Source organism: Streptomyces sp. AMJ-169, assembly GCF_055597585.1.
The window spans coordinates 746814-771172 of the sequence record NZ_JBVLTJ010000001.1 but is presented as its reverse complement, the minus strand read 5'-3'; the positions used below and the strand labels follow the sequence as shown (position 1 = coordinate 771172).

The 24359-nt window shown below is 72.0% G+C and carries 19 protein-coding genes; 1 reads left to right on the top strand and 18 read right to left on the bottom strand.

From position 1 onward, the window contains the following. Positions 1-21: 21 nt before the first annotated feature. The 7 genes from ACYUD3_RS03235 to ACYUD3_RS03205 form a co-directional block, all read right to left on the bottom strand. Positions 22-633, bottom strand: coding sequence for a hypothetical protein (locus ACYUD3_RS03235; protein WP_470963107.1), 612 nt, complete (start codon positions 631-633; stop codon positions 22-24). Between the two features lie 39 nt (positions 634-672). Continuing rightward, a complete protein-coding gene (locus ACYUD3_RS03230; protein ID WP_470963104.1) occupies positions 673-1896 on the bottom strand; it encodes an MDR family MFS transporter in 1224 nt (407 codons plus the stop codon). Next, positions 1893-3668 (bottom strand): ABC transporter permease subunit, encoded by a 1776-nt coding sequence (locus ACYUD3_RS03225; RefSeq protein ID WP_470963101.1) that lies wholly within the window; start codon positions 3666-3668, stop codon positions 1893-1895. Before ACYUD3_RS03225 ends, ACYUD3_RS03230 begins: the two co-directional genes overlap by 4 nt. Before the next feature lies 1 nt (position 3669). Further along, a complete protein-coding gene (locus tag ACYUD3_RS03220) occupies positions 3670-5214 on the bottom strand; it encodes an ABC transporter substrate-binding protein (protein WP_470963098.1) in 1545 nt (514 codons plus the stop codon). A 495-nt stretch (positions 5215-5709) separates the two neighbouring features. After that, positions 5710-6315: a GNAT family N-acetyltransferase gene (locus ACYUD3_RS03215; protein ID WP_470963095.1), complete on the bottom strand. Its 606-nt coding sequence runs from the start codon at positions 6313-6315 to the stop codon at positions 5710-5712. Positions 6316-6602: 287 nt separating this feature from the next. Then, entirely contained in the window at positions 6603-8834 is a 2232-nt protein-coding gene (locus ACYUD3_RS03210) for an elongation factor G (RefSeq protein ID WP_470963092.1), read from the bottom strand. Between the two features lie 410 nt (positions 8835-9244). Further along, positions 9245-9931, bottom strand: a complete 687-nt coding sequence (locus ACYUD3_RS03205) for a nucleotidyltransferase domain-containing protein (protein WP_470963089.1) — start codon at positions 9929-9931, stop codon at positions 9245-9247. Between the two features lie 284 nt (positions 9932-10215). Here ACYUD3_RS03205 and ACYUD3_RS03200 point away from each other — a divergent pair, with 284 nt between their 5' ends. Beyond that, on the top strand, positions 10216-11562 hold the full coding sequence (locus ACYUD3_RS03200) for a flavin-containing monooxygenase (protein ID WP_470963086.1): 1347 nt from the start codon (positions 10216-10218) through the stop codon (positions 11560-11562). 38 nt (positions 11563-11600) lie between these two features. On the opposite strand, the gene ACYUD3_RS03195 is transcribed toward ACYUD3_RS03200, so the two are convergent. From ACYUD3_RS03195 to ACYUD3_RS03145, 11 genes are all read right to left on the bottom strand, one after another. Then, positions 11601-12695, bottom strand: a complete 1095-nt coding sequence (locus tag ACYUD3_RS03195) for a tryptophan dimethylallyltransferase family protein (protein ID WP_470963083.1) — start codon at positions 12693-12695, stop codon at positions 11601-11603. A 373-nt stretch (positions 12696-13068) separates the two neighbouring features. Then, positions 13069-14418 (bottom strand): cytochrome P450, encoded by a 1350-nt coding sequence (locus tag ACYUD3_RS03190; protein ID WP_470963080.1) that lies wholly within the window; start codon positions 14416-14418, stop codon positions 13069-13071. Positions 14419-14506: 88 nt separating this feature from the next. Continuing rightward, on the bottom strand, positions 14507-15100 hold the full coding sequence (locus tag ACYUD3_RS03185) for a GTP-binding protein (RefSeq protein ID WP_470963077.1): 594 nt from the start codon (positions 15098-15100) through the stop codon (positions 14507-14509). Further along, on the bottom strand, positions 15075-15455 hold the full coding sequence (locus ACYUD3_RS03180) for a DUF742 domain-containing protein (RefSeq protein ID WP_470963074.1): 381 nt from the start codon (positions 15453-15455) through the stop codon (positions 15075-15077). Before ACYUD3_RS03180 ends, ACYUD3_RS03185 begins: the two co-directional genes overlap by 26 nt. Then, positions 15452-15832, bottom strand: coding sequence for a roadblock/LC7 domain-containing protein (locus ACYUD3_RS03175; protein WP_470963071.1), 381 nt, complete (start codon positions 15830-15832; stop codon positions 15452-15454). Before ACYUD3_RS03175 ends, ACYUD3_RS03180 begins: the two co-directional genes overlap by 4 nt. A 14-nt stretch (positions 15833-15846) precedes the next feature. Then, entirely contained in the window at positions 15847-17028 is a 1182-nt protein-coding gene (locus ACYUD3_RS03170) for an ATP-binding protein (RefSeq protein ID WP_470963068.1), read from the bottom strand. A gap of 165 nt (positions 17029-17193) precedes the next feature. Continuing rightward, entirely contained in the window at positions 17194-18420 is a 1227-nt protein-coding gene (locus ACYUD3_RS03165) for an ROK family protein (protein ID WP_470963065.1), read from the bottom strand. Positions 18421-18430: 10 nt separating this feature from the next. Then, a complete protein-coding gene (locus ACYUD3_RS03160) occupies positions 18431-20977 on the bottom strand; it encodes a beta-galactosidase (protein WP_470963062.1) in 2547 nt (848 codons plus the stop codon). After that, positions 20974-21906, bottom strand: a complete 933-nt coding sequence (locus tag ACYUD3_RS03155; protein WP_470963059.1) for a carbohydrate ABC transporter permease — start codon at positions 21904-21906, stop codon at positions 20974-20976. The genes ACYUD3_RS03160 and ACYUD3_RS03155 overlap by 4 nt, the downstream gene beginning before the upstream one ends. Continuing rightward, positions 21906-22847: a carbohydrate ABC transporter permease gene (locus tag ACYUD3_RS03150; protein WP_470963056.1), complete on the bottom strand. Its 942-nt coding sequence runs from the start codon at positions 22845-22847 to the stop codon at positions 21906-21908. Before ACYUD3_RS03150 ends, ACYUD3_RS03155 begins: the two co-directional genes overlap by 1 nt. A 6-nt stretch (positions 22848-22853) precedes the next feature. Then, positions 22854-24122 carry an ABC transporter substrate-binding protein gene (locus tag ACYUD3_RS03145; protein ID WP_470963053.1) on the bottom strand — a complete coding sequence of 423 codons (1269 nt, stop codon included), beginning with the start codon at positions 24120-24122 and terminating at the stop codon, positions 22854-22856. Positions 24123-24359 lie beyond the last annotated feature (237 nt).

Here is a 24359-nt window from a genome sequence, read left to right as displayed (position 1 = left end):
GGGAGTCGAGGTGTTGTCCTTTCAGCTCGGGCACGGGAGCGGGGGCGGTCCTCTGCGGCGGACGGCGTGCAGGAGGTGCGGGTGGCGGGGGCGCTCCGGGTCGCGGGGGCGGCGTACCCCCGGGCCGGCCTCGGCCAGTTCGGCCGGCCCGCGCCACCACGCGACCAGCCCCGGCAGCAGCACGGCGGCCCGGCGCAGCAGCGACCACAGCGCGGCCTCACCCCGCCGCAGCCACCAGGAGGCGACGAGCGCGGCGAGGAGGTGGGCGGCGAGGGTGTGCGGGGTGAGGGTGTGGGCGTGGGGTCCGCCGGCCAGGTGGGCGGCGGGCGTAGGCATGGGCATGGGCGTGGCCATGCCGCGCATGGGTACGGTCGTCCGCGGCCGCCCGCAGTTCTCGAAGAGGGTGTGCAGTGCGGCCTGGGTGACGAGCATGCCGCCGCCGATGCCGGGCAGCCGCCGCTCGCGTCCGCCAAGGAGGTGGGCGGCGCCGAACACGGCGGTGAACGCGAGGAGTTGGGTCTCCGGGGGCGGGGTGGCGCCGGTCGTGAGGGCGTGCGCGGCGGTGGCCAGCAGGACGCACACCGCGGCGAACACCGCGGCACGCAGCCCGCGGAGTCCCGGCGACGCACTCATGCCGCCAGATCCTGCCACGCCGGGCGGGGGCGCCGGTACTCAGGAAGGTTTCCTCGGCAGTGCCGCGATCGCGAGGGCCGGTACGGCGGCCAGGACCAGCCAGGGGACGGCCGGGTGCAGGCCGGTGTCGAGGAGGGTGCCGGTGGCGGAGGAGCCGATGAGGACGATCAGGCCGGAGACGGAGGACAGGGCCCCGGTGTAGAGGCCGAGGCGGCCGGGTTCGGCGAGGTCGGGGACCCAGGCGCGGGCGGCGGGGGCGACGAGCATCTGGCCGAAGGTGAGCAGGACCACGAACCCGGCGGCGGGCAGCAGCCCCGCCGTGCCGGTCGCGCGCGCGGGGAGCGCGGCGGCGACGACGGCGAACCCGGCGGCGATCAGCGCGAGCCCGCCGGCCATGGACCGGCGCGGGCTGAGGCGTTCGCCGACCCAGCGGGTGACGGGCAGCTGCGCGGCGACGACGAGCAGCGAGGAGAGGGCGAACAGCCAGGACAGCAGCGTCTGGGAGCCGGCGGCCCGCTCTACCTCGGCGGGGAGGGCGAGGTAGAGCTGGTTGTAGGCGAGGAGGTAGGCGCCGTAGGCGGCGCACAGGGCGAGGAAGCGGCGGTTGCGCAGGAGGGGGCCGAGGCCGCCCCGTATCCGGGTGCGCTGCCGCCCGGGTATGTGCTGCGGCAGCAGCCAGGCGTGCCCGGCGAGGACGAGGACGAAGATCCCGGCGCCCGCGAGGCAGACGGCCTTGAAGTCGACGCCGAGCAGGAGCCCGCCGAGGAGCGGCCCGACGAACGCCCCGGCCTGCCCGGCGACGGTGAACAGCGCGAGGACCCGCGTCCGCGAGCCGTTGCCGGCCTCCTCCCAGGCGACGGCCTGCCGGGCGACCTCGCTCTCGACGGCCGGGGAGAACAGCGCGGCGGCGAACCCGATGAGCAGCACCGCCCCGATGACACCGGCGGTGCGCTCGGCGTACCCGAGCCAGCCGAACCCGGCGATCCGCAGGGCGCAGCCGGCGAGGACGACGGGCCGGACGCCGTACCGGTCGGTGAGGGCGCCGCCGACGACGAACAGGCCCTGCTGGCTGAAGGTCCGCAGCCCGAGGACGAACCCGACGAGCCAGCCCGCCATGCCGATCGCGCCGCCGAGGTGTTCGGCGAGGAACGGCAGGACGGCGAAGAAGCCGACGTTGAAGGCGAGTTGGGTGCCGATCAGCAGCCGCAGCAGCGGGGAGAGGCGCTGCTTGCCGGTGGCGGTCGTGACGGCGGTCGTGGTCATCGGGTCGCCACCAGCTCTCGTGGGGATGCGGGGAGTTCGGGGAGTTCGGCGGCCGGGCCGGGGGTGCGGCGGCGGCCGGGGCGGGCGGTCACGGCGAACGCGCCGAGCAGGGCGAGCGCGGCGGCCGGGGCGAGGACGGCCCAGGGGGCGCGCTCGGCGTAGGGCTGGTTCTCGGCGAGCAGCAGCCCCCATTCGGGGGACGGCGGCTGGGCGCCGAGGCCGAGGAAGCCGAGGGAGGCGAGGGCGAGGGCGTTGCCGGGCAGCCGCAGCAGCGCGTGGCGGGCGACGGGCGGCAGGATCGCGGGCAGCAGGGCGCGGCGCAGGAGGTAGGGGCGGCCGGCGCCGAGGGCGGTGGTCGCGGCGAGGTGGACGGCGGCCTTCTCCTGCCGCAGCAGCGCGGAGGTGTGCGCGGCGAGCGGCGCCCAGGCGACGGCGGTGACGGCGATCGCGGGGGTGGTGGCGCCGCTGCCCCACAGCGCGGCGGCGAGCAGGGCGGCGAGGACGGGCGGCACCGCGTTGACGGTGTCGACGAGGGGTCCGGAGAGCGCCGGGAGGAGTCCGAGCAGGACGCCGGCGACGAGGGCGGCGGCGCTGATCGCCCCGGCCAGCAGCAGGGTGTCGAGGGCGCCGTGGGCGACGCGGGCGAGCAGGTCGCGGCCGAGCGCGTCGGTGCCGAACGGGTGCGCGGGGGAAGGGGACTTGAGGCGGGCGGCGGTGTCGACGGCGAGGGGGTCGCGGGGCAGTCCGGCGGCGACGGCCGCCGTGAGGAGTCCGCCGTAGAGCAGGGCCGGGAGGCGGCGGGCGGGCGGGTCGGGGCGGTGGAGGGTGGGGAGGGCGCCGTCGCGCAGGGCGGGGCCGAGGAGGGGGCGGGCGGCGAGTCTCGCGGCGGTGGCGGCGAGGGCCGCGCAGAGGATCAGGGCGAGGGTGCCGGCCTGGAGGACGGGGAGGTCCTGGGCGAGGGCGGCCTGGAGGGTGGTGCGGCCGAGGCCGGGGATGTCGAAGATCTGCTCGACGGCGACCGATCCGCCGGTCAGCCCGACGGCGAACAGCCCGAGGTTGGGCAGCAGCCCCGGCAGGCAGCGGCGCACCGCGTGCCGGGCGACGCGCCGGCCGGGCAGTCCGCGCGCGGCGGCGGCCTTGGCCCAGGGTTCGGCGAACGCGGCGGGCAGCAGATCGTCGAGGAGCCGCCCGAGGACGGCGCCGGCGGGCAGTCCGAGGGCGAGCGCGGGCAGGATCGTCCACTTGAGCCCGTACCAGCCGAGCGCGGGCAGCCAGCCGAGCTGGACTCCTACGACGGTGGCGAGCACGGACGCGGTGAGGAACTCGGGGAGCGCGGCGAGCATCGCGGAGCCGGAGCGGGCGGGGGCGTGTCCGGCGAGCCGGCCGCGGGCGCCGAGGCGGAGCGTGCGGGCGCAGACGAGGGCGGCGGTGGCCAGGGCGAAGGTGAGGGCGACGGTCACCAGGAGGAGGGAGGCGCCGAGGGCCTGGGCGACGGCGGGCAGGACCGGGTCGCCGGAGAGCCAGGAGGTGCCGGCGTCCCCGCGCGGGAGCCCGGACAGCCAGTGCCCGAGGAGGTGCAGGGGCCCTTCGGCGAGGCCGAGCTGTTCACGGATGTCGGCGAGGGCCTGCGGGGTGGGGTCGCGGTCGATCGCGCGGGCCTTGAGGACGGTCAGCGCGGGGTCGGTGCGCGCGATCCAGGGCAGCAGTCCGATGCCGCAGACGAGTCCTGCCGCGAGGACGGTCCGCCACAGCAGCCCCACTGCCCTGGCCATCTCAGCGCCTCGTACCCTGGCCGACGAGCGTGCGCTCGTAGGGGTCGAGCAGGACACCGCGTACGTCCTTGCCGACGCCGGTGATCACCCGCTGGTGCACCAGCGGCACCACCGCGTCCGTCCCGAGGATCGCCGCCTCGGCCGCCATCGCCGCGTCCTGGCGCTGCGCGGTGTCGGCGAGGCCCTGCGCCTTCGCCACGGCCGCGTCGACCTTCGGGTCGCAGAGCTGGGCGATGTCGAACCCGCCGGCGCAGGTGTAGTCGCTGGCGAGCACCGCCACCGGGTCGCCGGTGTCGACGAGGGTGTTGCGGGCCAGCACGAACGCGTCGAACTTCCCCGCCAGCGCGTCGCTCTCCAGCCGCGAGTACTCCCGCACCTCCAGGGTGACCTTGAACCCGGCTTTCTCCAGCTGCTGCTTCAGCACCTGGGCGGCTTCGGGGAGTTCGGGCCGGTTGTCGTAGGTCGCCAGGGTGATCGGGGCGCCGGCCGGCTTCGCGGGGGCGGCCCGGCCGGCGGGGGCGGTGCGCTTGCCGGCGGCCCAGGTGACGGCGGGGCCGTAGATCCCGGCGCCCGCGTCGGCGTGCCCCTCGTAGACGCCGGTCGCGAGTGTCTTGGTGTCGACGGCGGCGCGGGCGGCGGCTCTGCGCGCCGGGTCCTTGAAGACGCCGGTCTTCGTGTTGAGGAGCAGGCTCGTCGTCCGGGTGGTGGCGGTCTCCTTGCGGGTCGCCGCGTCCAGGGTGGCGGCCTGGGCGACGGGGATCGCCTCCGCCACGTCCACCTCGCCGGTGCGCAGCGCGTTGGCCCGCGCGGTGCCGTCGGCGATGAAGCGGGCGTCCACGCCGGCGGCCTGGGCGCGCCCGCCCCAGTAGTCGTCGAACCGGTCGAGGGTCGCGGCCGTCGTCCCGGTGAGCTTGGTGATCTCGAAGGGTCCGGTGGCCGTTCCGGCCGGGTCGGCGGCGCCCTTCGCGTCGTACGCCTTCGGGGCGAGGATCGCGAGGCTCGGGCTGGTCAGGCGGAGCGGGAGGACCGGGTCGGGGGTCGCGGTGGTGACCTTGACTCCGGTCGCGCCGTCCGCCGCCGCGGTCAGTTCGATCCCGGCGAGGGCGGCCGGGGCGGGCCTGGCCTCGGTGGCGTGGCCGAGGGACGCCGCGACCGCGGCCGGGGTGACCTTGCTCCCGTCCTGGAACGTCGCCTCCCTGAGCGTGAACACCCACGTCCGCGCGTCCGCCCGCCGCCAGGACTGCGCCAGCGCCGGCGCCGCCGCCCCGTTCGCGTCCAGCGCCGTCAGCCCCTCGGTCACTCCGAGCCGGCTGAGCAGCGTCGCGTCGGCGCCGTAAGGGGAGAGCTTCTCGGCGGGCGGAAACGCGAGGGCGACCCGCAGCCGGGCGTCACCACCGGACTTGCCCGCCGACTCCCCACCACCACCGGAGGCGAAACAACCGGCGAGCAGGGGGAGGGCGAGGGCTGCGGCGAGGAGGCGGGTGGGGTGGAGGCGGGAGGGGGGACGGTGTGAGGGGCGGAGACGTGTGGGGTGGAGGATGCGCATGGCCTACCGGGGTGGGTTGGGGGTGTTCGGGGGATAGAGGGCTGGGGAGCTTAGGGGGGCGAGGGCTTGTGGGTGCCGGGGGTGGGGGCTCGGCTCAGGGAGCTTGCGGGTACGGGAGTTGGGGGCTCGGGAGGCTTGCGGGAGTCGGGGGTGAAGGTGCAGTCCAGGGAGCTTGCGGGTACGGGAGTTGGGGGCTCGGGAGGCTTGCGGGGGTCGGGGGTGAAGGTGCAGTTCAGGGGAGCTTGCGGGTGCCAGAGGTGGGGGCCGGGCCCAGGAGGGCGGGGGCCGGCCGGGCTGTGGCCGATGGGGAGCCGGCGGGGCTGTGGCCGACGGGGCTTCCTGTGCGGCGGTCGGGCTGTCGGGCCGGCCGGCGAGACTTCCCGCGCCGACCGGTTCGGGCTCGGCGGTCCGGAGCCCGGCGTCGGCAGGCCCCGAAGAGGCGGCGGCTGCCGTGCCCCGCCGTACCGGAACCGCCGGCACCGGAACCGCCCCGCCTCAGCCCACCCGGACCCCGGCGCCCCGCCCCACCGAAACCTCTGCCCCCCGCACCACCGGCGCCTCCGCCGCCCGCACCGCGTCGAACGGCACCTCGAAGTGGACGATGCCCTGTCCCCCCGCCTGCTCCCGTTCGTCGTGCACCACTTCGCCGAGCGAGCGCCAGAACCCCTCGGCGCCCTCCACCGACGGATCGGTGTGCAGGTACGCGGAGCGGTAGCCCCCGTCCGCCGCAGCGAACTCCAGCAGCTCGCCGACCAGCCGCCGCGCGAGCCCTCTGCGTCGGTGCTCGGGCCGGGTGTAGACGCGCCGCAGCTGCGCGGTGCTCCCCGACGGATATCTCAGCGCCAGCGCCAGCGGGTTCGGCGGATGCAGCGGCCCCCGCGCGTCCAGCGCGCCGGTCGCCACCACCTCGCCCGACCCGTCGACGGCCACCAGCAAGGTGTGCCGCGCCGGTACGAGATAGGCACCGGCCGGGTCGATGATGTCTCCATGCCACCGCGGCACGTACCCCGTACCGAAATCCCGGTACACCGTGTCCAGCATCACGGCACGGGCACTGTCGAGGTCCTCGGGGCCCGCAGGCCTTACGCAGTAGTCACGCACTTGCACATCATATGCATTTAGTACGAGACGGAGGTGGCGGCCTCCCATGAAGTGCCGGTCCCCCTGAAAGGGCCGGTTCCGAAAGCGCCCGCCGCCCCAGCTGTCCAGTTCCATAACTCCCCCGTTGATCGAGTGCCGGATCGTCCCGACACTCGACCAACGGACCGCCGAACGCCTGTTCTCCCGATTCCCCGACGACCACTCCATGGAGTGATCACCGGTCACCGGGTTGACCCGGCCCACCACAGCCGCAACCGCAACCGCAGCGGACCGAGTCGCCCCGTCCCCTACCCAGCCATCACCCCCAGGTCCCCCGGAGCCACCGCATACCCGGCAGGCCGAGCCATGAAGCTCCCCCTCCCCTGCGTCCGCCCCCGCAGCCGCCCCGCGTACCCGAACAGCGCCGCCAGCGGAACCGTCGCCGTGACGACGGCCGACCCGGCCCGCACCTCGGACCCGCTCACCCGCCCCCGCCGCGCGGCGAGATCCCCGAGCACCGCGCCGACGGCCCCCTCCGGAACGGTGACGGTGACCTCCGCGACCGGCTCCAGCAGCGCCATCCCGCAGCCCCGCAGCGCCTCCCGCAGCGCGAACCGCCCGGCCGTACGGAACGCCTGCTCGGACGAGTCCTTCACATGGGTCGCCCCGTCGGTCAGCGTGACCCGCAGCCCGGTGACCCGGTGCCCGCCGAGCGGCCCCTCGGCGAGGGCGGCACGGCAGCCGGCCTCGACCGCGCGGACGTACTCCTGCGGCACCCGCCCGCCGACGACCGCCGAACGGAACGCGAACTCACCTTCGTACGGCTCGACTTCGAGCACGACCTGGGCGAACTGCCCGGCCCCGCCGTCCTGTTTGACATGCCGGTACAGCACACCGGACACGCCCCGTACGACGGTCTCCCGGTAAGTCACCCTGGGCCGCCCGACGTTGACCTCCAACCCGGCGGCCAGGCGGATCTTCTCCACCGCGACCTCCAGGTGCAGCTCCCCCATCCCGGACAGCACGGTCTGCCCGGTCTCGGGATCGGTGCGCGCCGCCAACGAAGGGTCCTCCTCGGTCAGTTGGGCGAGAGCGGTCGCGAGCCGGCCGACGTCGGCGCGGCGCGCGGCCTCGACGGCCACCGACACGACGGGGTCGGGGACTCCGGGCGGCTCCAGGACCAGCGGCGCCCCGGGCGCGCACAAAGTCGCCCCGGCCCGCGCCGACTTGACCCCGACGAGGGCGACGATGTCCCCGGCGACGGCCCGTTCCAGCTGCTCGTGCCGGTCCGCCTGCACTCGCAGAATGCGCCCGACCCGCTCGGCACGCCCCGCACTCGCGTCCCACACCGTGTCCCCCTTCCCGACCGTCCCGGAGTAGACCCGCAGATACGTCAGCCGCCCGGCGGCGGTCACACTGACCTTGAACACCAGCCCGGCGAACGGGACTTCGAGGCCGGCGGGCCGGAACTCGACTCCGGCGGACGGGACTTCGGGATCGACGGACCGGAACTCCGCAGCTCCGGCGGACGAGGCTCCGGGACCGGCGGACCAGGACTCCCCGACTCCGGCGGACGAAGCTCCGGGACCGGCGGACCAGGACTCCCCGACTCCGGCGGACGAAGCTCCGGGACCGGCGGACCGAGACTCCCCGCTCACCACCGACGCACCCCGCACCGCCGGCACATCCACCGGCGACGGCAGATACGCCACCACCGCGTCCAGCAACGGCTCGACCCCCCGGTTCCGATAAGCGGACCCGCACAGCACGACCAACCCCTCACCGCTCAGCGTCAGTTCCCGCAGCGCGGCGGCCAACGTCGGCGCCGACAGCCCGTCTTGCGCGCAGAACTCCTCCAGCGCACCGGAGTGCCGTTCCGCGACGGCCTCCTCCAACAGCCGCCGCCGGCGCAGCACTTCAGCCCGCAGCTCCTCTGGGACATCGCCGGTGACACCGGTCTCCGCACCCTCGGCCCACGTCAGCGCACGCAGACGGACAAGGTCGACGACCCCCGTGAAGCCGCCCTCCCGGCCGATCGGCAACTGCACGACCAGCGGCGCCGGATGGAGCCGTTCCCTGATCGAGGCGACGGCCGCATCGAGGTCGGCGCCCGCGCGGTCGAGCTTGTTGACGAACGCGATCCTCGGCACACCGTGCCGGTCGGCCTGCCGCCACACGGACTCGCTCTGCGGCTCGACCCCGGCGACGGCGTCGAAGACGGCGACCGCGCCGTCGAGCACCCGAAGCGCCCGCTCGACCTCGTCGGCGAAGTCGACGTGGCCCGGTGTGTCGATGAGGTTCAGCCGGTGCCCGGCCCAGTCGCAACTGACCGCCGCGGCGAAGATGGTGATCCCCCGGTCGCGCTCCTGCGGGTCGAAGTCGGTGACGGTGGTGCCGTCATGGACCTCACCCCGCTTGTGCGTCGTCCCGGTGGCGTACAGGATCCGCTCGGTGACGGTGGTCTTGCCCGCGTCGACGTGGGCGAGGATGCCCAGATTGCGTACGGCGGTGAGGTGACGGTCGAAAACGTTGGCGCGCACGGCCTTTGGCCTTTCGAGGTGCGGTGAGGAAAACAGGCGGCGCGATGTACGGAATGCGGGCCCACTCCACAACTCCCCGTCAAGGCAAGCCTGTTCGGGCGATGTACGGAAAAGGGACCGAGTCAGCCGTTCCGGTGCCGGGCGCGCAGCGGGCACCGGACGGCCGGAGACACGAGGATCACCTCGTACCGGACACGAGGGGTCACGGCAGCGGTGTGCTCACGCATGGCCGACCCCTTCCCGAGTTCCGGTGACACGCGGCCTCAACTGGTGGGCGGCGTAACGACATCGGCCAATTTAGCGGGCGGCACGGATCACGTCACCCGGATATTCCCGAGCCGCCCAAGACACCAGCCACCCCGCATTCCCCAGCTGGCCAAACCATTTCCGAGCCGCCCGGGAAACCCCGCCTACCCCGCGTAAAAAGCCCTCCGCACCCGCAACAGCCAAGCTTCCACCGCCCGTTCGTCGGCCTCCTCCGGCAGCGCCGACCGCGCCGCCCCGAACGCCTCCTCATAGCGCCGCATCACCGGCACCGCCGCCTCAGGATCGGCGGCGACCTCCGCGCCGAAGCGGTGGTAGCTCTCCGGGTCCTCGACCCGCACGCTCAGCCGCCCGGTGCCGTACAGCTCAAGTCCCTGTTCGCACAGCCGCTTCAGATGCCGGGCGTGTTTGGCGGTGCGGCTGCGGGTGTCCGCCGAGAACGACCCGTCGCCCCGGCCCAGCAGCCGCCGGAACTGCTGCGTCGCGTACCCGAGATACGCCTCCCGCACTCGCCGCGCGCTCAGCAACTCACCCCGGATGCCGATGAGTTCGTCGCCCAGCGGGGTGCGGACCTCGTACAACTCGTCGGGCAGCCAGACGAGTTCCATGACCGTGGGGTTGCCGGCGAGGGCGAGGCGGCACCACTTGGCGGCCTCGTGCAGGGTGCGGTCGGGGGCCGTCGTGACGTACGACTCCTTCGGCCGGTTCAGCCCGTGCAGCGTCTCGGTGGGTGTGGCGAAAACGCCGAGCCGGTCGATGTCGGAGCCCTCGCGGGCGAGGCCGTAGGCCGTGGAGCCGACGACTCCGGACAGCAGGACGTTCCGGACGGCCATGCCGCACCCCCCGTTCCCTGTGGATCAGCCATCTGTACGGACGCAGGATGACACCCCCGCCACCCCTCCCACCTCCCCTTTTCCCGCCCTCGCCACGCAAACCGCGGACCCCGCCGCACAAATCGCAGGCCCTGCCGTGCGAACCGCGAGCCCCGCGACGCAAACCACCCCACCCCGCCACCCCCTGTGATCCTTGTCGCGGATGTGCGGCGAGTGAGCGCAGTGCCGTATGGGCAGTCAATCCCCACGGGCGAAAGGTTGGTGTCTTTCCTGTGGGGGATTCCGTGCGCGTGTGTCTGATCGGTGCGGGCCTGTCGGGGCTCGCGACGGCAAGGGCCCTCAAGGAGAAGGGCGTTGACTTCGTCTGCCTGGAGAAGGCGCCGGACGTCGGCGGGATCTGGCGGCAGCCGCAGGCGGGCGAGCGCGGCCCCGGCTATCTGTCGCTGCACCTCAACACGGCCAAGCAGCTGACCGGTTACACCGACTATCCGATGCCGGCCTCCTATCCGCTCTATCCCCGCCACTCCCAAGTCGCCGCCTATCTGCGCGCGTTCGCGGAGTGGGCCGACCTGCTCCCCCACATCGAGCTGGGCACGACCGTCGAGTCGGTGCGCCAGAAGGCCAACGGCACCTGGACGGTCGTCAGCAAAGGCCCCCAAGGCAAAGACGCCCAAAGCAAAGGCACCCAAAGCAAAGATCCCCAGGGCAAAGCCCCCCACAACACCTCCCGCACCCGCCGCTTCGACCACGTCATCGTCGCCTCCGGCCACAACGCCCAGCCCTCCATGCCCGCCCTCCCCCCCGGCGCCGACCGCTTCGAGGGCACGATCCTGCACGCCATGGACTACCGCGACGGAAGCGATTTCGCCGGCCGCAGCGTGGTCGTCGTAGGCCTCGGCGCCTCGGCCGTCGACATCGCCGCCGACCTCTCCCGGCACGCCGGGCGGACGGTCCTCTCGGTCCGCCGGGGCCTGCACCTGCTGCCCAAGCAGCTGTTCGGGATGTCGCTCGACGAGATCGCGGACGCGCCGTGGTGGACGGCGATGGAGCTGGAGGAGCAACGCCGCCTGATCGCCCAGGCGTTGCTGATCGCGCAGGGCAAGCTCGGCGACTACGGGCTGCCCGAGCCCGACCACCCCCTCTTCGCCTCGGCGGTCACGATCTCCGACGAGATCCTGAGCCGTATCCGGCACGGCGCGGTGACCCCGAAGCCCGCGCTCGACCGCCTCGACGGCAACCGGGCCGTCTTCGCCGACGGCACCTCCGTGACCGCCGACGCGATCGTCTACTGCACCGGCTACCGCATGGACTTCCCTTTCCTGCCCGCCGGTTGGCCCACCGGTCCGCAGGGCGCGGTCGAGCTGTACAAGCGGGTCGTGGCCGCCGACCGCCCCGGCCTCCACTTCACCGGCCTGGTCCGCCCGCTCGGCTCCATCACCCGCCTGGTCGAGGCCCAGTCCCGCTGGCTGGCCCGCGTCATCACCGGCGAGGCCACCCTCCCGCCCCCCGAGGTGATGCACAAGGAGATCGCGACCTACCTCGACGGCATAGCGGGCCAGTACGGCGACGCGGAGGGCTCCTCGACCCAGGTGGAGGTGGCGTCCTACTTGGCCGAACTCCGGGAGGAGTGACCGGAGTCGGCGGGACTCCCCCCAGCCCCACCCCCGGCTCACACCCCCGACGCCGCCCGAGGATACGTCGGCCGCCGCCGAGGCGGCCGCACCCCGTACGCCTCCGCCGACAGATACGTCGTGATCCTCGTCGGCCGCCCCTGCTGATGGACGAGCGCCAGGTACGCGATGAGCCCGGCCCCGTCCTCCGGCCGCCGCGAGGTCAGCGTGTCGACCGCGCGGTGCAGCGGCGCCGGGTCCATCCCGTGCCGCAGCAGGGCGCGTTCGGCGCGCATCAGGGCCTCGCCGTCGTGGCGCACGTAGTCGCGGACCGGGATGTGCAGGGTGAAGCCGCTGGGCCGGCCCGTGACCCCTTCCGTGAACGCGTGGCAGCTCAGCCCGGGCCGCCCGGTCAGCGGTACGTGCCGGCCGCGCCCCGCGAACGCCGTGTCGAACCCGGCGGCCAGCGCCAGGAACTCCTCGGCCTGCACGGCGCTCGCGCCGGACCCGGTGCGCGGCAGGGTGCCGGCGCGGGCGGCGGTGAGGTGGTCGTGACGCAGGTACACCTTGACGCGCGGGGTGGCCCAGTCACCGAGGTCGAGGGCGAGGAAGGGGTACCCGTCGGCGGCGGGCAGCTCCCCGAACGCCTGGCTGTGGCCGAGCCGTTGAAGCGCCTCGCGTACGGTGTCGGCGGCCCGGTGGGCGCCCCGCGCGGCGGGGTTGAGGTACGCCTTCACGGCCGGGATCCCCCCGGGCCGCAGCTCCAGCGCGATCCACAGCGCGAGCGGCCCCTGCGGATCATCGGGCAGGAACAGGTCCCGCACGGCGTCGAGTTGAGCGGTCCCGAACCCCCAGGTGCGCGCCATCTCCCGTACGGCGGCCAGCCCGGTACGTCCGTTCGCGGCCAAGTCGCGCTCCGCGCACCCCGGTTCGACCAGCACCCGCAGCGCGGGCGGCCGGTCCGGGAGGTACGACAGGGAGAACTCGACCGGCGTGTGGTCGTCGGAGAGGAAGGTCCGCGAGGGCGGCGCCGCGTCGAGCCGGCGCCCGGCGGCCGGGCCCAACGCCCGTACGAGGACGCCCGCGTAGCCGGTCGCGTCCGCCGCCGGGAGCCCCGCGACGTCGGACAGCCGCAGCAGCTGCCCGACGGTCAACGCACCCAGCGTGGGCACCCGTTCGACGGCCCGAGGCCGCGACTCCCCGACCGCTCGCGCCCTCATCGGCCCGCCCCCACCCGGGTGCGGACAAGAAGATACCCGCCCGATGGGGCGGGTATCTGGCGGCTCCGGCGGGGGAGCCGGGGTCGGAGGCGGGGGACGGCGGGACGTCCCCCGGTTATGCGGAAGCCACGGATCACCATGCCCATGACACACCTTTCGTCTCGTGAGCAACACGGATATCGTGCTGCTCACTACCCCCAGTGCTCACGCATCATGCGGGTACGACGAAGGCTGTGGATGTTGTGTGAATCACCCGCGCCGGAGTGGCGTCATCGCGCCGGGCAAGCGACTTCAGGTCAGAAAGGCGTCACCGCGTCAGCCAGTTGAGGAACTGGCTCCACACACCGCCCCGTTCCCGCCCGCCGCCGGCCGGCGCCGTCGGCTGCGCCGGAGTCTCCACCCGCGTCTGCGGAACGACCCGGCGCACCGGCTGCACCGGCGTGAAGCGGGCCGGCAGATTCGCGAGCGCCCGGTGGAAGGGACCGGGACGCCAGGTCAAGCTCTCCTCGGGGACGGCGAGTTCGACGTCCGGCAGTTCGTTGAGGAGGTTCTCGATGGCCGTGACGGCGATGTGCCGCGCGGGCTCCTTCGAGGGGCAGGCGTGCGGTCCCGCGCTCCACGCCAGGTGCGCGCGGTTGCTGCCGGCCTGCCGCGCGGCGGTGAGCGTCGGACCGGTGTTGGCGGCGGCGAAGCTGACCAGCAGCAGATCGCCCTCGGCCAGCCGCTCGCCCGCGAACTCCAGGTCACCGGACGGGTAGTGGGGGGCGTAGTTCGACATCGGCGGGTTCTCCCACAGCGTGTCGTCCATCGCCTCCTCGATCAGCCCGCCACCGCCGCCGTAGCGGTCGTGGGTGAGCAGCCGGTGCAGGGTGTTGCCGATGAGGTTGCGCAGCGGTTCCGCGCCCGCGCCCAGCAGCAGGGCGAGCTGGTGGACCATCTCCTCGTCGGTGAGCGCGGACTGATGCTGCATCAGCCAGGACGTGACGTCGTCGCCGGGCCGGGCCCGCTTGAGCGCGACGAGTTCGCCGATCGCCTGGAACAGCACCCCGGCGGCCTTCTCCGCGTTGACGCCGTCGAACATCCCGGAGATGCCGAACAGCACCCGGTCGCCGATGTCGGCGGGGCAGCCGAACAGCTCGTTGAAGACGAACAGCGGCAGCTGCTTGGCGTAGTCGCCGAGCAGATCCGCCGAACCCCGGGCGGAGAACTGGGAGATGAGGTAGTCGGAGATGCGCTCGGTGGACTGGCTCAGCTTGCGCGAGTCGACCCGGGCGAAGCTGTCGGTCACTGCCTGACGCAGCCTCAGATGTTCGGCGCCGTCGCTGAACATGCAGTTGGGGCGGTAGGCGAGCAGCGGGGCGACGGGGCTGTCGGGGGCGACCTTGCCCTCGTTGAAGGCCCGCCAGCGGCGCGCGTCCTTGCGGAACGAGCCCGCGTCCTGGAGGAGTTGGAGCGCCGCCGAGTAGTCGGTGACGAGGGTGGCCTCGACGCCGGGGGCCAGTTCGACCGGGGCGGTCGGGCCGTAGTGGCGCAGATAGCTGTAGTAGGACTGCGGATCGGCGGCGAACTCCGGCCCGTACAGCGGTACTCGGGCGCCCGAGTTGTGCGCCGGGCACCCCGGCGGGGGCACGGGGAGGGCGGAACGGTCTTCGGCCATGGCTGCCTGGTCTGCCTCTTCAGGTGAGCAAGTCGATAAAGGTGTTCGGAGCAACTCGGTGCGCGCGAGCCCTAGTTGGGGCTCGGCCTCACTGAGCCCGCGCCATCAGGAACTCGACCAGCGTGATCAACGCCTCCGCCGAGGACCGCTCGTCGCGCGCGTCGCAGGTGACGACCGGCGTGTCGGGCAGCAGATCGAGTGCCTCCCGCAACGCCTCCACCTCCCGCAGCGGACTGCCGTCGAAGTGGTTGACGGCGATCGCGTAGTCGAGGCCGTACCCCTCGATCAGATCGATGACGTTGAAGGAGTCGGCCAGCCGCTCGGGGTCGACCAGCACCAGCGCGCCGAGCGCGCCGCGCGCCATGTCCTCCCACATCTGCACGAACCGCTGCTGTCCGGGCGTACCGAACAGATAGAGCACGACGCGGTCGCTGATGGTGAGCCGGCCGAAGTCCATGGCGACGGTGGTGGTGGACTTGCCGGTGACACCCTTGAGGTCGTCGACGTCCTCGGCGGCCCGGGTCATCGTCTCCTCGGTGGTCAGCGGCTCGATCTCGGAGATCGCCCCGATGAACGTGGTCTTGCCCACCGCGAAGTGGCCGACCACGAGGATCTTGACGGCCGTCTGCTGCTCACCGCCGCGGACGTACGCCTTCTCATCCAAACTTGGCCCGGAGACCATTCAGCACCTCCTCCAGGATTTCCCGGTCGGCGACGGGCGCCCGCCGCACGGGCGGGCGGGTGACGAGATGACCGCCCTCGACCAGCGCGGCGAGGAGGATCTTCACGACGCCCAGGGGCAGTTGGGTGTGCCCGGCGATCTCGGCGACCGACAGGTAGCCGGCGTCGCAGATGTCCAGCAGGCTCTGTTCCTCGGGCGTCAGCCGCATCGGCCGGCGCCGGTCGCCGCCGGGGGCGGCGGTGACGAGGGTGATGAGCGCCAGCTGTGCCTCGTCGGGCAGTTCGCGGCCCCGGGTGATGACGTACGGTCGCACTAATTCCGGCGTCTGGGGTTCGAGTTCGCCGTATCCGGTCATCCTTGGACGCCGATGTTCTCGCGCGGCGGCGTGGTGAGCGCCTTGCCGAGCTGGCCGACGAGCTGCTGCATGCGGAAGGTGATGTCCTGCATGTCGACCTCGGGGCTGGCGGAGACGCCGAGGTAGGCGCCGGTGCCGGCGGAGATCAGGAAGACCCAGCCGCCGTCGAACTCGACGAGGGTCTGGCGCCACTGCTGGGAGGAGTCCTCGCAGAAGAAGGCGAGCGAGCGGCTGAGCGACTGCACCCCGCTCATCGCGGCGGCCACCCGGTCGGCGTTGTCCTTGTCGAACTCCGTCGTCCGGGCCATCAGCAGCCCGTCGGCGGATATCAGGACGGCGTGCAGGGCCCCGGGGATCTCCAGGGCGCTGTCAAGCATCCATGACAGGTCGTTCACGAGACATCATGCCCTTCGCTGCTCGTCTGGTCTCCCTCGCCCTGGCCGGTGCGGCCGGACTGCGTGCCGCGCTGGAAAGCGCCCATGATGGCGGCGGTCTCCGCGCCGGAGCGGGAGCGGCCCGCGGCGGTCGGTGCCTCGGCGCCGCCGGGGACGATCGCCATCGGCCGCTTGCGGCGCCGCTTGGGCAGTCCGTCGGCGGTGGTGCCGGTGGGCAGCGGGGTGGCGGCCTCGGCGTCGTAGCCGTCGAAGGGGTCCGCGGCGCGGCTCGGGGCGCTGACGGCGGGGATGACCGGCGCCGGCTCCTTCTGCTGGGGTGCGGTGGTGAGGAGGTCGTGCGGGAGGAGGACGACGGCGCGGACGCCGCCGTAGGGGGAGGTGGAGTCGACGGACACCTCGAAGCCGAACCGCTCGCTGAGCACGCCGATCACGGCGAACCCGAACTGCGGCGGATTGCCGAGCGCCGCGACGCCGTGCACCCGGTCGCTGGAAAGGAGTTTCTCCGCCTTCGCGCGTTCCTCGTCGTTCATACCGACGCCCGCGTCGTCGACGACGATGCAGATTCCCTTGGGCACGGTGCGGATATTGATTTCCACGACGGTGTCCGGGCTGGAATAGCTGGTCGCGTTGTCGAGGATTTCCGCGAGCGCCAGCGCGACCGGTTCGACGGCCCGGCTGGTGATTCCGAAATCGACCTGCGAGAGAATCTCGACCCGCCGGTAATGCCGTACGCGGCCCTGAGCGCTGCGTACGACGTCGTAGACCGAGGCGGTGTCGCGCTGCCGGCCGAGCCAGCCGTCGCAGAGCACGGCGATGGACTGGGCGCGCCGGCCGAACTGGGAGTTGGTGTGGTCGATCTCCAGCAGGTCCTGGAGGATGACCGAGTCGCCGTACTTGCTCTGCAAACGGGAGACGATGAGCTGCTGTTCCGCGGCGAGGCCCTGAAGGGTGCGCATCGCGGATTTCAGTACGGTCTTGGTCGCTTCCTCGGCGCGGTCCTGGGCCGCCTCGACGGATTGCGTGTACTGGTTCTCCAGCTCCGAATAGTGCGTCTTGAGCCCGGTGACCTCCTGGCGCAGGGCCCGCGTCATCCGGCGAAGCCGCACAATTATCGCCACGGCGAGGATCACCAGGACAAGGAGAGCCCAAAGGGCCGGGTTCTCTATGTAATGCGTCATAAGACTCTCTTCAGGCGACTGACGGCCCCTACAAGCGCCGTGATCGTATCACCGCAAGAACCGCTCAATGACCGCCAAACATCTGACCAGTTATGAACATTGACGGTCAGTCAGTTCGGGGCCGGAGGCCGCCGATGACTTGTCGACAAGCCGCCGAAGAGAGAGTCACTGCACCCGCGCCCGCGCCGGGCTCGCGAGGCCGAGCCGCTCCAGGAACCGCTCCAGCGTGAACGCCGCCATCCCCAGCGCCACCGCGTTCCCCGGCACCGGCGACGCCCGCACCGTCAGCCCCGGCAGCGACCCGGGCAGCACATGCCGGGGCAGCTCCTCCACCACGGCCGGGACCAGCCACTCGGCCAGCGCGCACGACATCCAGCCGGTGAGCGTCACCGTCGGCACGTTCAGCAGATTGACCAGATCCGCGAGCCCCGCGGCCAGATAACGCGCGGTGCGCACGAGGAGTTCCCGCACCGCCGGATCACCGGCCGCGAGCCCTTCGGCGACGGCGGCCACGAAGTCCCGCTGCCCCCCGCCCCGCAGCAGCGCCGGGTGCCCGGGCGCGATCGCGGTGAGCGTCGCCGCGAGGCCCGCCGCGCCGACGTACGCCTCGACGCAGCCGCGCCGCCCGCAGCGGCAGGGGCGGCCGTCGAGTTCGAGGAGCGTGTGCCCCCACTCCCCCGCGTTGTTGGTGGCCCCCCGGATCAGCGAGCCGTCGAGCGCGAGCCCCGCGCCCACGCCCGTACCGAGGTTGACGACGGCCATGCTGTCGACCCCGCGCCCCACCCCGAACCACATCTCCGAAAGCGCCACCGCCTTCAGCGGGTTGTCGACATGGACCGGCAACTCCAGCCGGGCGGCGAGCAGTTCCTCGATATGTACGTCGTGCCAGTCCCAGTTGGGCGCGAACACCGAGACGCCCGCGCCCGGATGGACATGGCCCGGCATGCTCACCCCGACGCCGACGATCCGCTCCCGCCCGCAGCCGCCGGCGGTGACGGCCTGCTGGATCGCGGTGACGACGCCGTCGACGACGTACCCCTGCCCGTTGTCGTGCTCGTCCAGCGCCACCTCGCCCTGGCCGAGGACGCCCAGGGCGAGGTCGTACACCGTCGCGGCGACGTACGTCTCGGCGACGTCCACCCCGACGAGGCGGCCCCGGCCGGGGTCGATCGCGAGGCGGTCGTAGGGGCGGCCGACGCCGGTGCGCTCCTTCGCCGCGATGGTGAGGACCCCCTCCGACAGGAACTCGCCGACCAGGGTCGTCACCGTCGCCTGGCTCAGCCCCGTGTGCCGGGCCAGCTCCTGCCGGGAGGAGGGGCCGAGGTCGAACAGCGCGTGCAGCACCTCGAAACGGTTCTCGCTGCGGACGTCCCGTGCCGTGTGCCGCGCCACGCGTGCTCCCTCATTCTGTTGTCGCAGGCTCCAGCGTCAGCGTACGGAGCTCCGGCTTGCCGCGCCCCTCAATTCCCCGCACCAGCAAGGTGATTGACCCCGGCCAGCCGTCCGGCACCCACAGCGCGTCCGGGTCCCCGCCGGAGAAGTCGGGCCGCTCCCCGGCCCAGACCCGCCCGAGGCACTCCCCGCCGGCCCACCCGGTGATCCGCACCTGAGAGGCGTCGAACCTGATCAACCGCCCTTCCTGGTCCGGGAGTTCGAAGTCGACCCAGGCCTCCTCCCCCGGCGCGAGCGCCAACGGCAGCCGCACGGCCTCCGAAAGACCCCGCTCCCCCGCGAACTCCGTGAGCAGCACGTCGTCTTGGACGGCGCACACCCACTCCTCGACGGGTTCGAGCCCGAGCAGCCGCGCCCGCAGCCCCGGACCGCTCGGGTGATGCGGCAGCGTGACCGCGATCTCGTGCGTCCCCGGCGGGAGCGGCAGCCACGGATTCTCGGCGTGCAAAGTCTGCGGCTCACCCCCGTCGACGCTCACCCGCAGCGGCTCCACGACCCCTTGCACCTGCAACGCGGACTCGGTCACGACGGCCACGGTCCGGGTATAGGTGACGGGCACCCCGACCCGCGTACTGCTCCACCCGCCGAGCGTCCGCAGCGGCGCGGGCGCGCCCGTCCAATGCCCGCCGACGGTCCACAAGGCGGACACATCGACCGCACCGCGGACCTTCCACAGCCGCCCGAGCCCCCGCAGCGCCCCGAGCCGCAACGCGGGCAGCCGGGCGTCGTCGAAGTTGGCGTGCCCCCATGTCTCCACGACGGCCTCGACGCGGACGCCCCCTTCCAGCTCCCGCACATCGATGCCGCGAGCGGCCCCGAACCCGGCGATCGTGGGCTGCACGCGCCCGCCGATGGTCAGGTCCACGATGTCGGCGGCCCCGGTCAGCAGCAGCTCGTCGACGCCGGTCAGCTCGACGGTGGCCCGATAGACACCGCGCCCCCGGTACACGCCGAGCGCTTCGAGCGCGGGCGGGGAGGGGTGGGCGCCGGCGTCCTTCTCGGGCGCGGAGTCCGCACGGCGGCGCACTTCTTGTACGACGACCGGCGCGGGGGCGTCTTTTTCGGCGGCCCCTTCTTCATGGGCCCCGGCCGCCTCGGCCGACGACAGGACAGAAACCGTTGCTCCAGCAATCTCCGCCCGCCCGGAGACGGGGACGACGACACTCTCGTCACCGATCACGACCGTCACGGGAACCTCGGAGGCGAACGTCAGCCTGCCGTCACCGGCCGCGATCAGATCGGCGGAGGCGAGGGTCAGAGTGGCGTCGATACCCCAGGAGTTGAGAGGAACCCCGAGCGCCATCAAGGGGCAGGAGTCGGGGGCGACGGCGACCGGTGTACCGTCGATGACGGCCGTGCCGGGCGCGCTCCCCAGATGCGGTACGGCGACGAGCCGGCCGCCTCCTTCGAGGTCCAGCGCCGCCGGGGTCGTACTGGTCGTGAAGTCGCTCTCGATGCGCGGGAGTTGGCTGCTCGGCGCGGCGAGGGCGAGGCGGTCGCCCCAGGTGTCGACGAGCTGCGCGAGCAGTTTGGCCTCGGTGAACTCGGGGCGTTCGGCGCCGGTCGAGGAGACGTAGCCGCCGAAGTCGTAGCCGTGGCTCATGAAGTTGCCGGGGCGGCCCCAGTTGCCGGTCGACGGGGTGTAGCCGAAGTTCCAGCCGGACGCCTGGAGATAGGGCGCGATCAGCTTGGCCCCGCTCGCGAGCAGCCGGCGCAGGGTGCGGTGCCGCCGGTTGGTCTCGGTGACCAGCAGCGGGGTGTCCCGCTGGGCCAACAGGTCGGCGTAGCGCAGGACTTCGGGCTCGATGTCCGGGGAGTCGTCGTCGGGGTAGAAGTTGCAGGCCGGGACGACCAGGGGTACGTCGCCGGTGGCGCCGCTGATGTCGCCCTGCCCGGAGCAGGCGATGAGCGGGACGGTGATGCCGTGGGCCAGCGCCATGTCGCGCAGCGCCGTCACGTACCCAGTGCGGTCACGGCAGTCGAAGAAGTCCAGCTCGTTCTCCAGCTGCACCATGACGACCGCGCCGCCCGCCGGGTACTGCCGCTCGGCGAGCAGCGGGAGCGCCCGGTCGTACCAGGCGGCGACCTGCCCCAGATAGCGCGGCTCGTTCTGACGGACCCTCAACTCCCGGTCCAGGCCCAGCCATGCGGGCAGGGCGCCGCCGTCCCACTCGGAGCAGATGTAGGGGCCGGGGCGGGCGATGACGTACAGGCCCGCCTCGTGGGCGAGGTCGAGGAAGGCGGCGACATCCCGGCGGCCCTCGAACGACCAGTCGCCCGGGGCGAGTTCGTGGAAGTTCCAGGGGAGGTAGACGTCGATGCACGTGTATCCGGAGGCCTTCACCTGCGCGAGGCGGGCGCGCCACTGCTCGCGGGGGAGGCGGAAGTAGAAGAGGGAGGCGCACAGAAGAGTGCGGGGGCGGCCGTCGATCCAGACCGCCCGGCCGTCCAGCCGGACGGCTTCCTCGGTGGTCAATGTCGTTGCAGAACTGGTCACTTGACTCCCGCGCTTCCGCCGCTGATGTCCATCTCGTAAAGGTACTTCTGCCCGATGTAGTAGACGACGATCATCGGTACGGCGAGCAGGATGGAGCCGACCATCACGAGGTTCCACGGCGGGGCCTGCATGGCGGCCGAGGTGCTGGTGATGTACTGCACGCCGAGCGCGAGCGGCATCTTGGACTCGTCGTTGAGGTAGATGAGGGGGCCCATGAAGTCGCCCCAGGTGTGGGTGAGGGTGAAGATGCCGATCGCGATCAGGACCGGGCGCAGCATCGGGAACATGATGCGCCGGTAGATCCCGAAGAAGCCGAGCCCGTCCATCATGGCCGCCTCGTCGAGCGTGCTGGGCAGCCGGGAGACGAACTGCCGTACCAGGAAGACGTTGAAGGCGTTGGAGAAGAAGTTCGGCACGATCAGCGGGAGGTAGGTGTTCACCCAGCCGAGGTCCCGGAAGAGGATGAACTGGGGGATCATCGTGATCTGTGTCGGGATCATCATCGTGGCGATGACGACGAGGAAGACCGCGTTCTTGCCGGGGGCGCGCAGCCGGGCGAAGGCGTAGCCGACGAGTCCGCTGGAGAGGACCTGGCCGGCGACCGAGAAGAGCGAGATGAGCACGGAGTTGAGCAGGAACGTGCCCATCGGCAGCTCGGTGCCGAAGACCCGGGTGAAGTTCTCCCAGTGGAACTCGCGCGGGATGACGGTGAAGGTGTTCGCGTTGACGGTCGCGTCGCTGGAGAGGGCGATGGAGCCGACGAAGACGAGCGGGGTGGAAAGGATCGCGGCGACGATGATCAGGGTGCCGTAGGTGAACGGGGTCGCGCGGAACGCCCGTACGGCGGGCCTCTCCTGACGTTTCATCAGTTTTCTGGGCTCGGGAGCCGTGTCCGTGCCGGGCGGGGCGGCGGTGAGCAGGCCGGCCATCACTTCACCTCGGTTTCGTAGAAGACCCAGCGCCGGGCGGAGCGGAAGGCGAGCACCGTGAAGACCATGATCACGGCGAACAGCAGCCAGGAGATCGCCGAGGCGTATCCCATGTGGTAGAAGCCGAAGGCCTGGTCGAACAGGAGCGGGACCATGGTCTGGGCCGCGTCGTAGGCAGCCGCGTTGCTCTTCGGGGTGAGGATGTAGACCTGGGAGAACACCTGGAACGCGCCGATCAGGCCCATGATCAGGTTGAAGAAGATGATGGGCGTCAGATGGGGCAGGGTGATGCTCCAGAACTGCCGGGTGGCGCCGGCGCCGTCGACCTCGGCGGCCTCGTACAGCTCTTTCGGGATGCCCTTCATCGCGGCGAGCAGCAGGACGGTCGCGCTGCCCGCGCCCCACACCGACATCAGGATGAGGGCGGGTTTGACCCAGGGGCCGTCGATCAGCCAGGCGGGTCCGGAGATGCCGAACAGGCCGAGGAAGTCGTTGATCGGTCCCGAGGGCGCCAGCACCATCTTGAAGATCATGGCGGTGGCGACGAGCGGGACGAGGGTGGGCAGGTAGATCAGGGTGCGGAACAACTTCCGTGCTCTGACCTGCTTGTTGAGGAGGTTCGCGAGCCAGAGGCCGAGGACCAGGCCGAGCGGGACCGAAATGGCCGCGTAGTAGAAGGTGTTCCAGAGGGCTTTCCAGAACGCCGGGTCGTCGGTGAGGAGTTTGGTGTAGTTCGCGAGGCCGACCCACTTCGGCGGGGTGAAGGAGTCCCAGTCGGTGAGGGAGTAGTAGACCGACGCGATCATCGGGCCGAGGAGGAAGACGAGGAAGCCGATGATCCAGGGGGAGACGAAGAGGTAGAAGGCGAGGGCCTCACGCCGGCGGCGCTTGGAAGTGCCTTGTTTCTTCAGGGGTGTTGAGGTTCTTTCGGGGATCGCCATGGCCGGTCATCCCGCGGACTTGATGATGGACTCAAGGTTCTTCTGGAGCGCGGTGAGGACCTTCTTGGCGCTGGTCTCCTTGCCGAGCCAGAAGTCCGCGAGCCCGCTCTCGATGGCGGCCTGCATCTCGTTCCACTCGGGGATGAAGGGCGCGCGGAAGACGAACTCGCTGGACTCGGCGAACACCCCCATGTCCACTTGGGTCTTCATCCACGCGGGCTTCAGGAACGCGTCGCTCTTCTGGACCTCCAGGTTGGCGGGGACGTCCTGGCCGGAGGAGATGATCTCCTTCTGGGCGTCGGCGGAGGTGAGGAAGTCGATGGCCTTGAAGGCGTTCTCGGACTGCTTCGAGGTGCGGGAGATGGCGAGGCCGCTGCCGAACGCGGAGACCGCCTGCTTCTTGCCGCGCCACATCGGGGCGATGTCCCAGCCGAACGTGGTGGTCGTCAGGCCGGCGATGGCCCAGAAGCCGGTCGCGTTGACGGCGACCTTCTGGTTGGCGAAGGCCTGGTCGCCGCCGATGTCGGCGCCCATGTCGGCGTAGTCCTTGGCGCTGGGCACGACCTTGTGCTTGAAGACCAGGTCACCGGCCCACTGGAGGGCCTCGACCGCCGCGTCGCTGGCGACGGCGGGCCGGCCGCTGTCGTCGATGATCTGGCCGCCGTTCTGGTAGACGAAGCTCCACCACTGCGGCCACCAGCCGGCGCCGCCGTAGCCCCACTGTTTGCCGGGGACGGTGAGTTCCTTGAACGCGGCGAGCGCGTCGTCCCAAGTCCAGTCCGCCGTAGGGGCCTTGATGCCCTTCTTCGCGAACAGCTCCTTGTTGTAGTACACGATCATCGCGCCGGAGCGGTCCGGGATCGCGTACTTCTTGTCCTGATAGGAGTAGATGTCCCCGACCGGCCCGAAGCGCTGCGTGGTGTCGAGGGACGCCTTCTTCGCGAGGTCGTCCAGGGGCAGCAACTGGTTCTTGCTGGCATAGGTGTTGACGCTCTCGGCCACCTGCATGATGTCGGGCCCGTTGCCGCCCGCGATCATCGTCTGGACCTTCTGCGGGTACGAGTCGCTGGGGATGAGCTGGAGTTTCACCTTCAGCTCCGGGTACTTCTTGACGAGCGCGTCGATCCGCGCCTGGTACGCCTTGCGGTCCGGGTCGCCGCCCCACACCGTCATCACCAGCGGGCCACTGCCGGAGCCGCCCGCAGAGGTCCCGCACGCGGTGAGCGTGACGACCCCCGCCGCCGCGCCGAGCCCGAGGAACCCTCGGCGCGACATCCGAAATCTGTCAACTGGCATGACTCATCCCCTGGTTGAGGTGTGCGAACGCACAGACGGAGCGTTCCGATCAGCCAGCCGCGGCTTTGCGTGGCGGTTAAATTAACCCTCGATCAAAACTGGCCACAAGACCTTGTTTCGCATGAGTTTCGGGGGGGCTTCGGGGGGGCTCGCTTCGGGGGGCCGCCTCGGGGGGGCTCACTTCAGGGGGACCGCCTCGGGGGGCTCGCTTCGGGG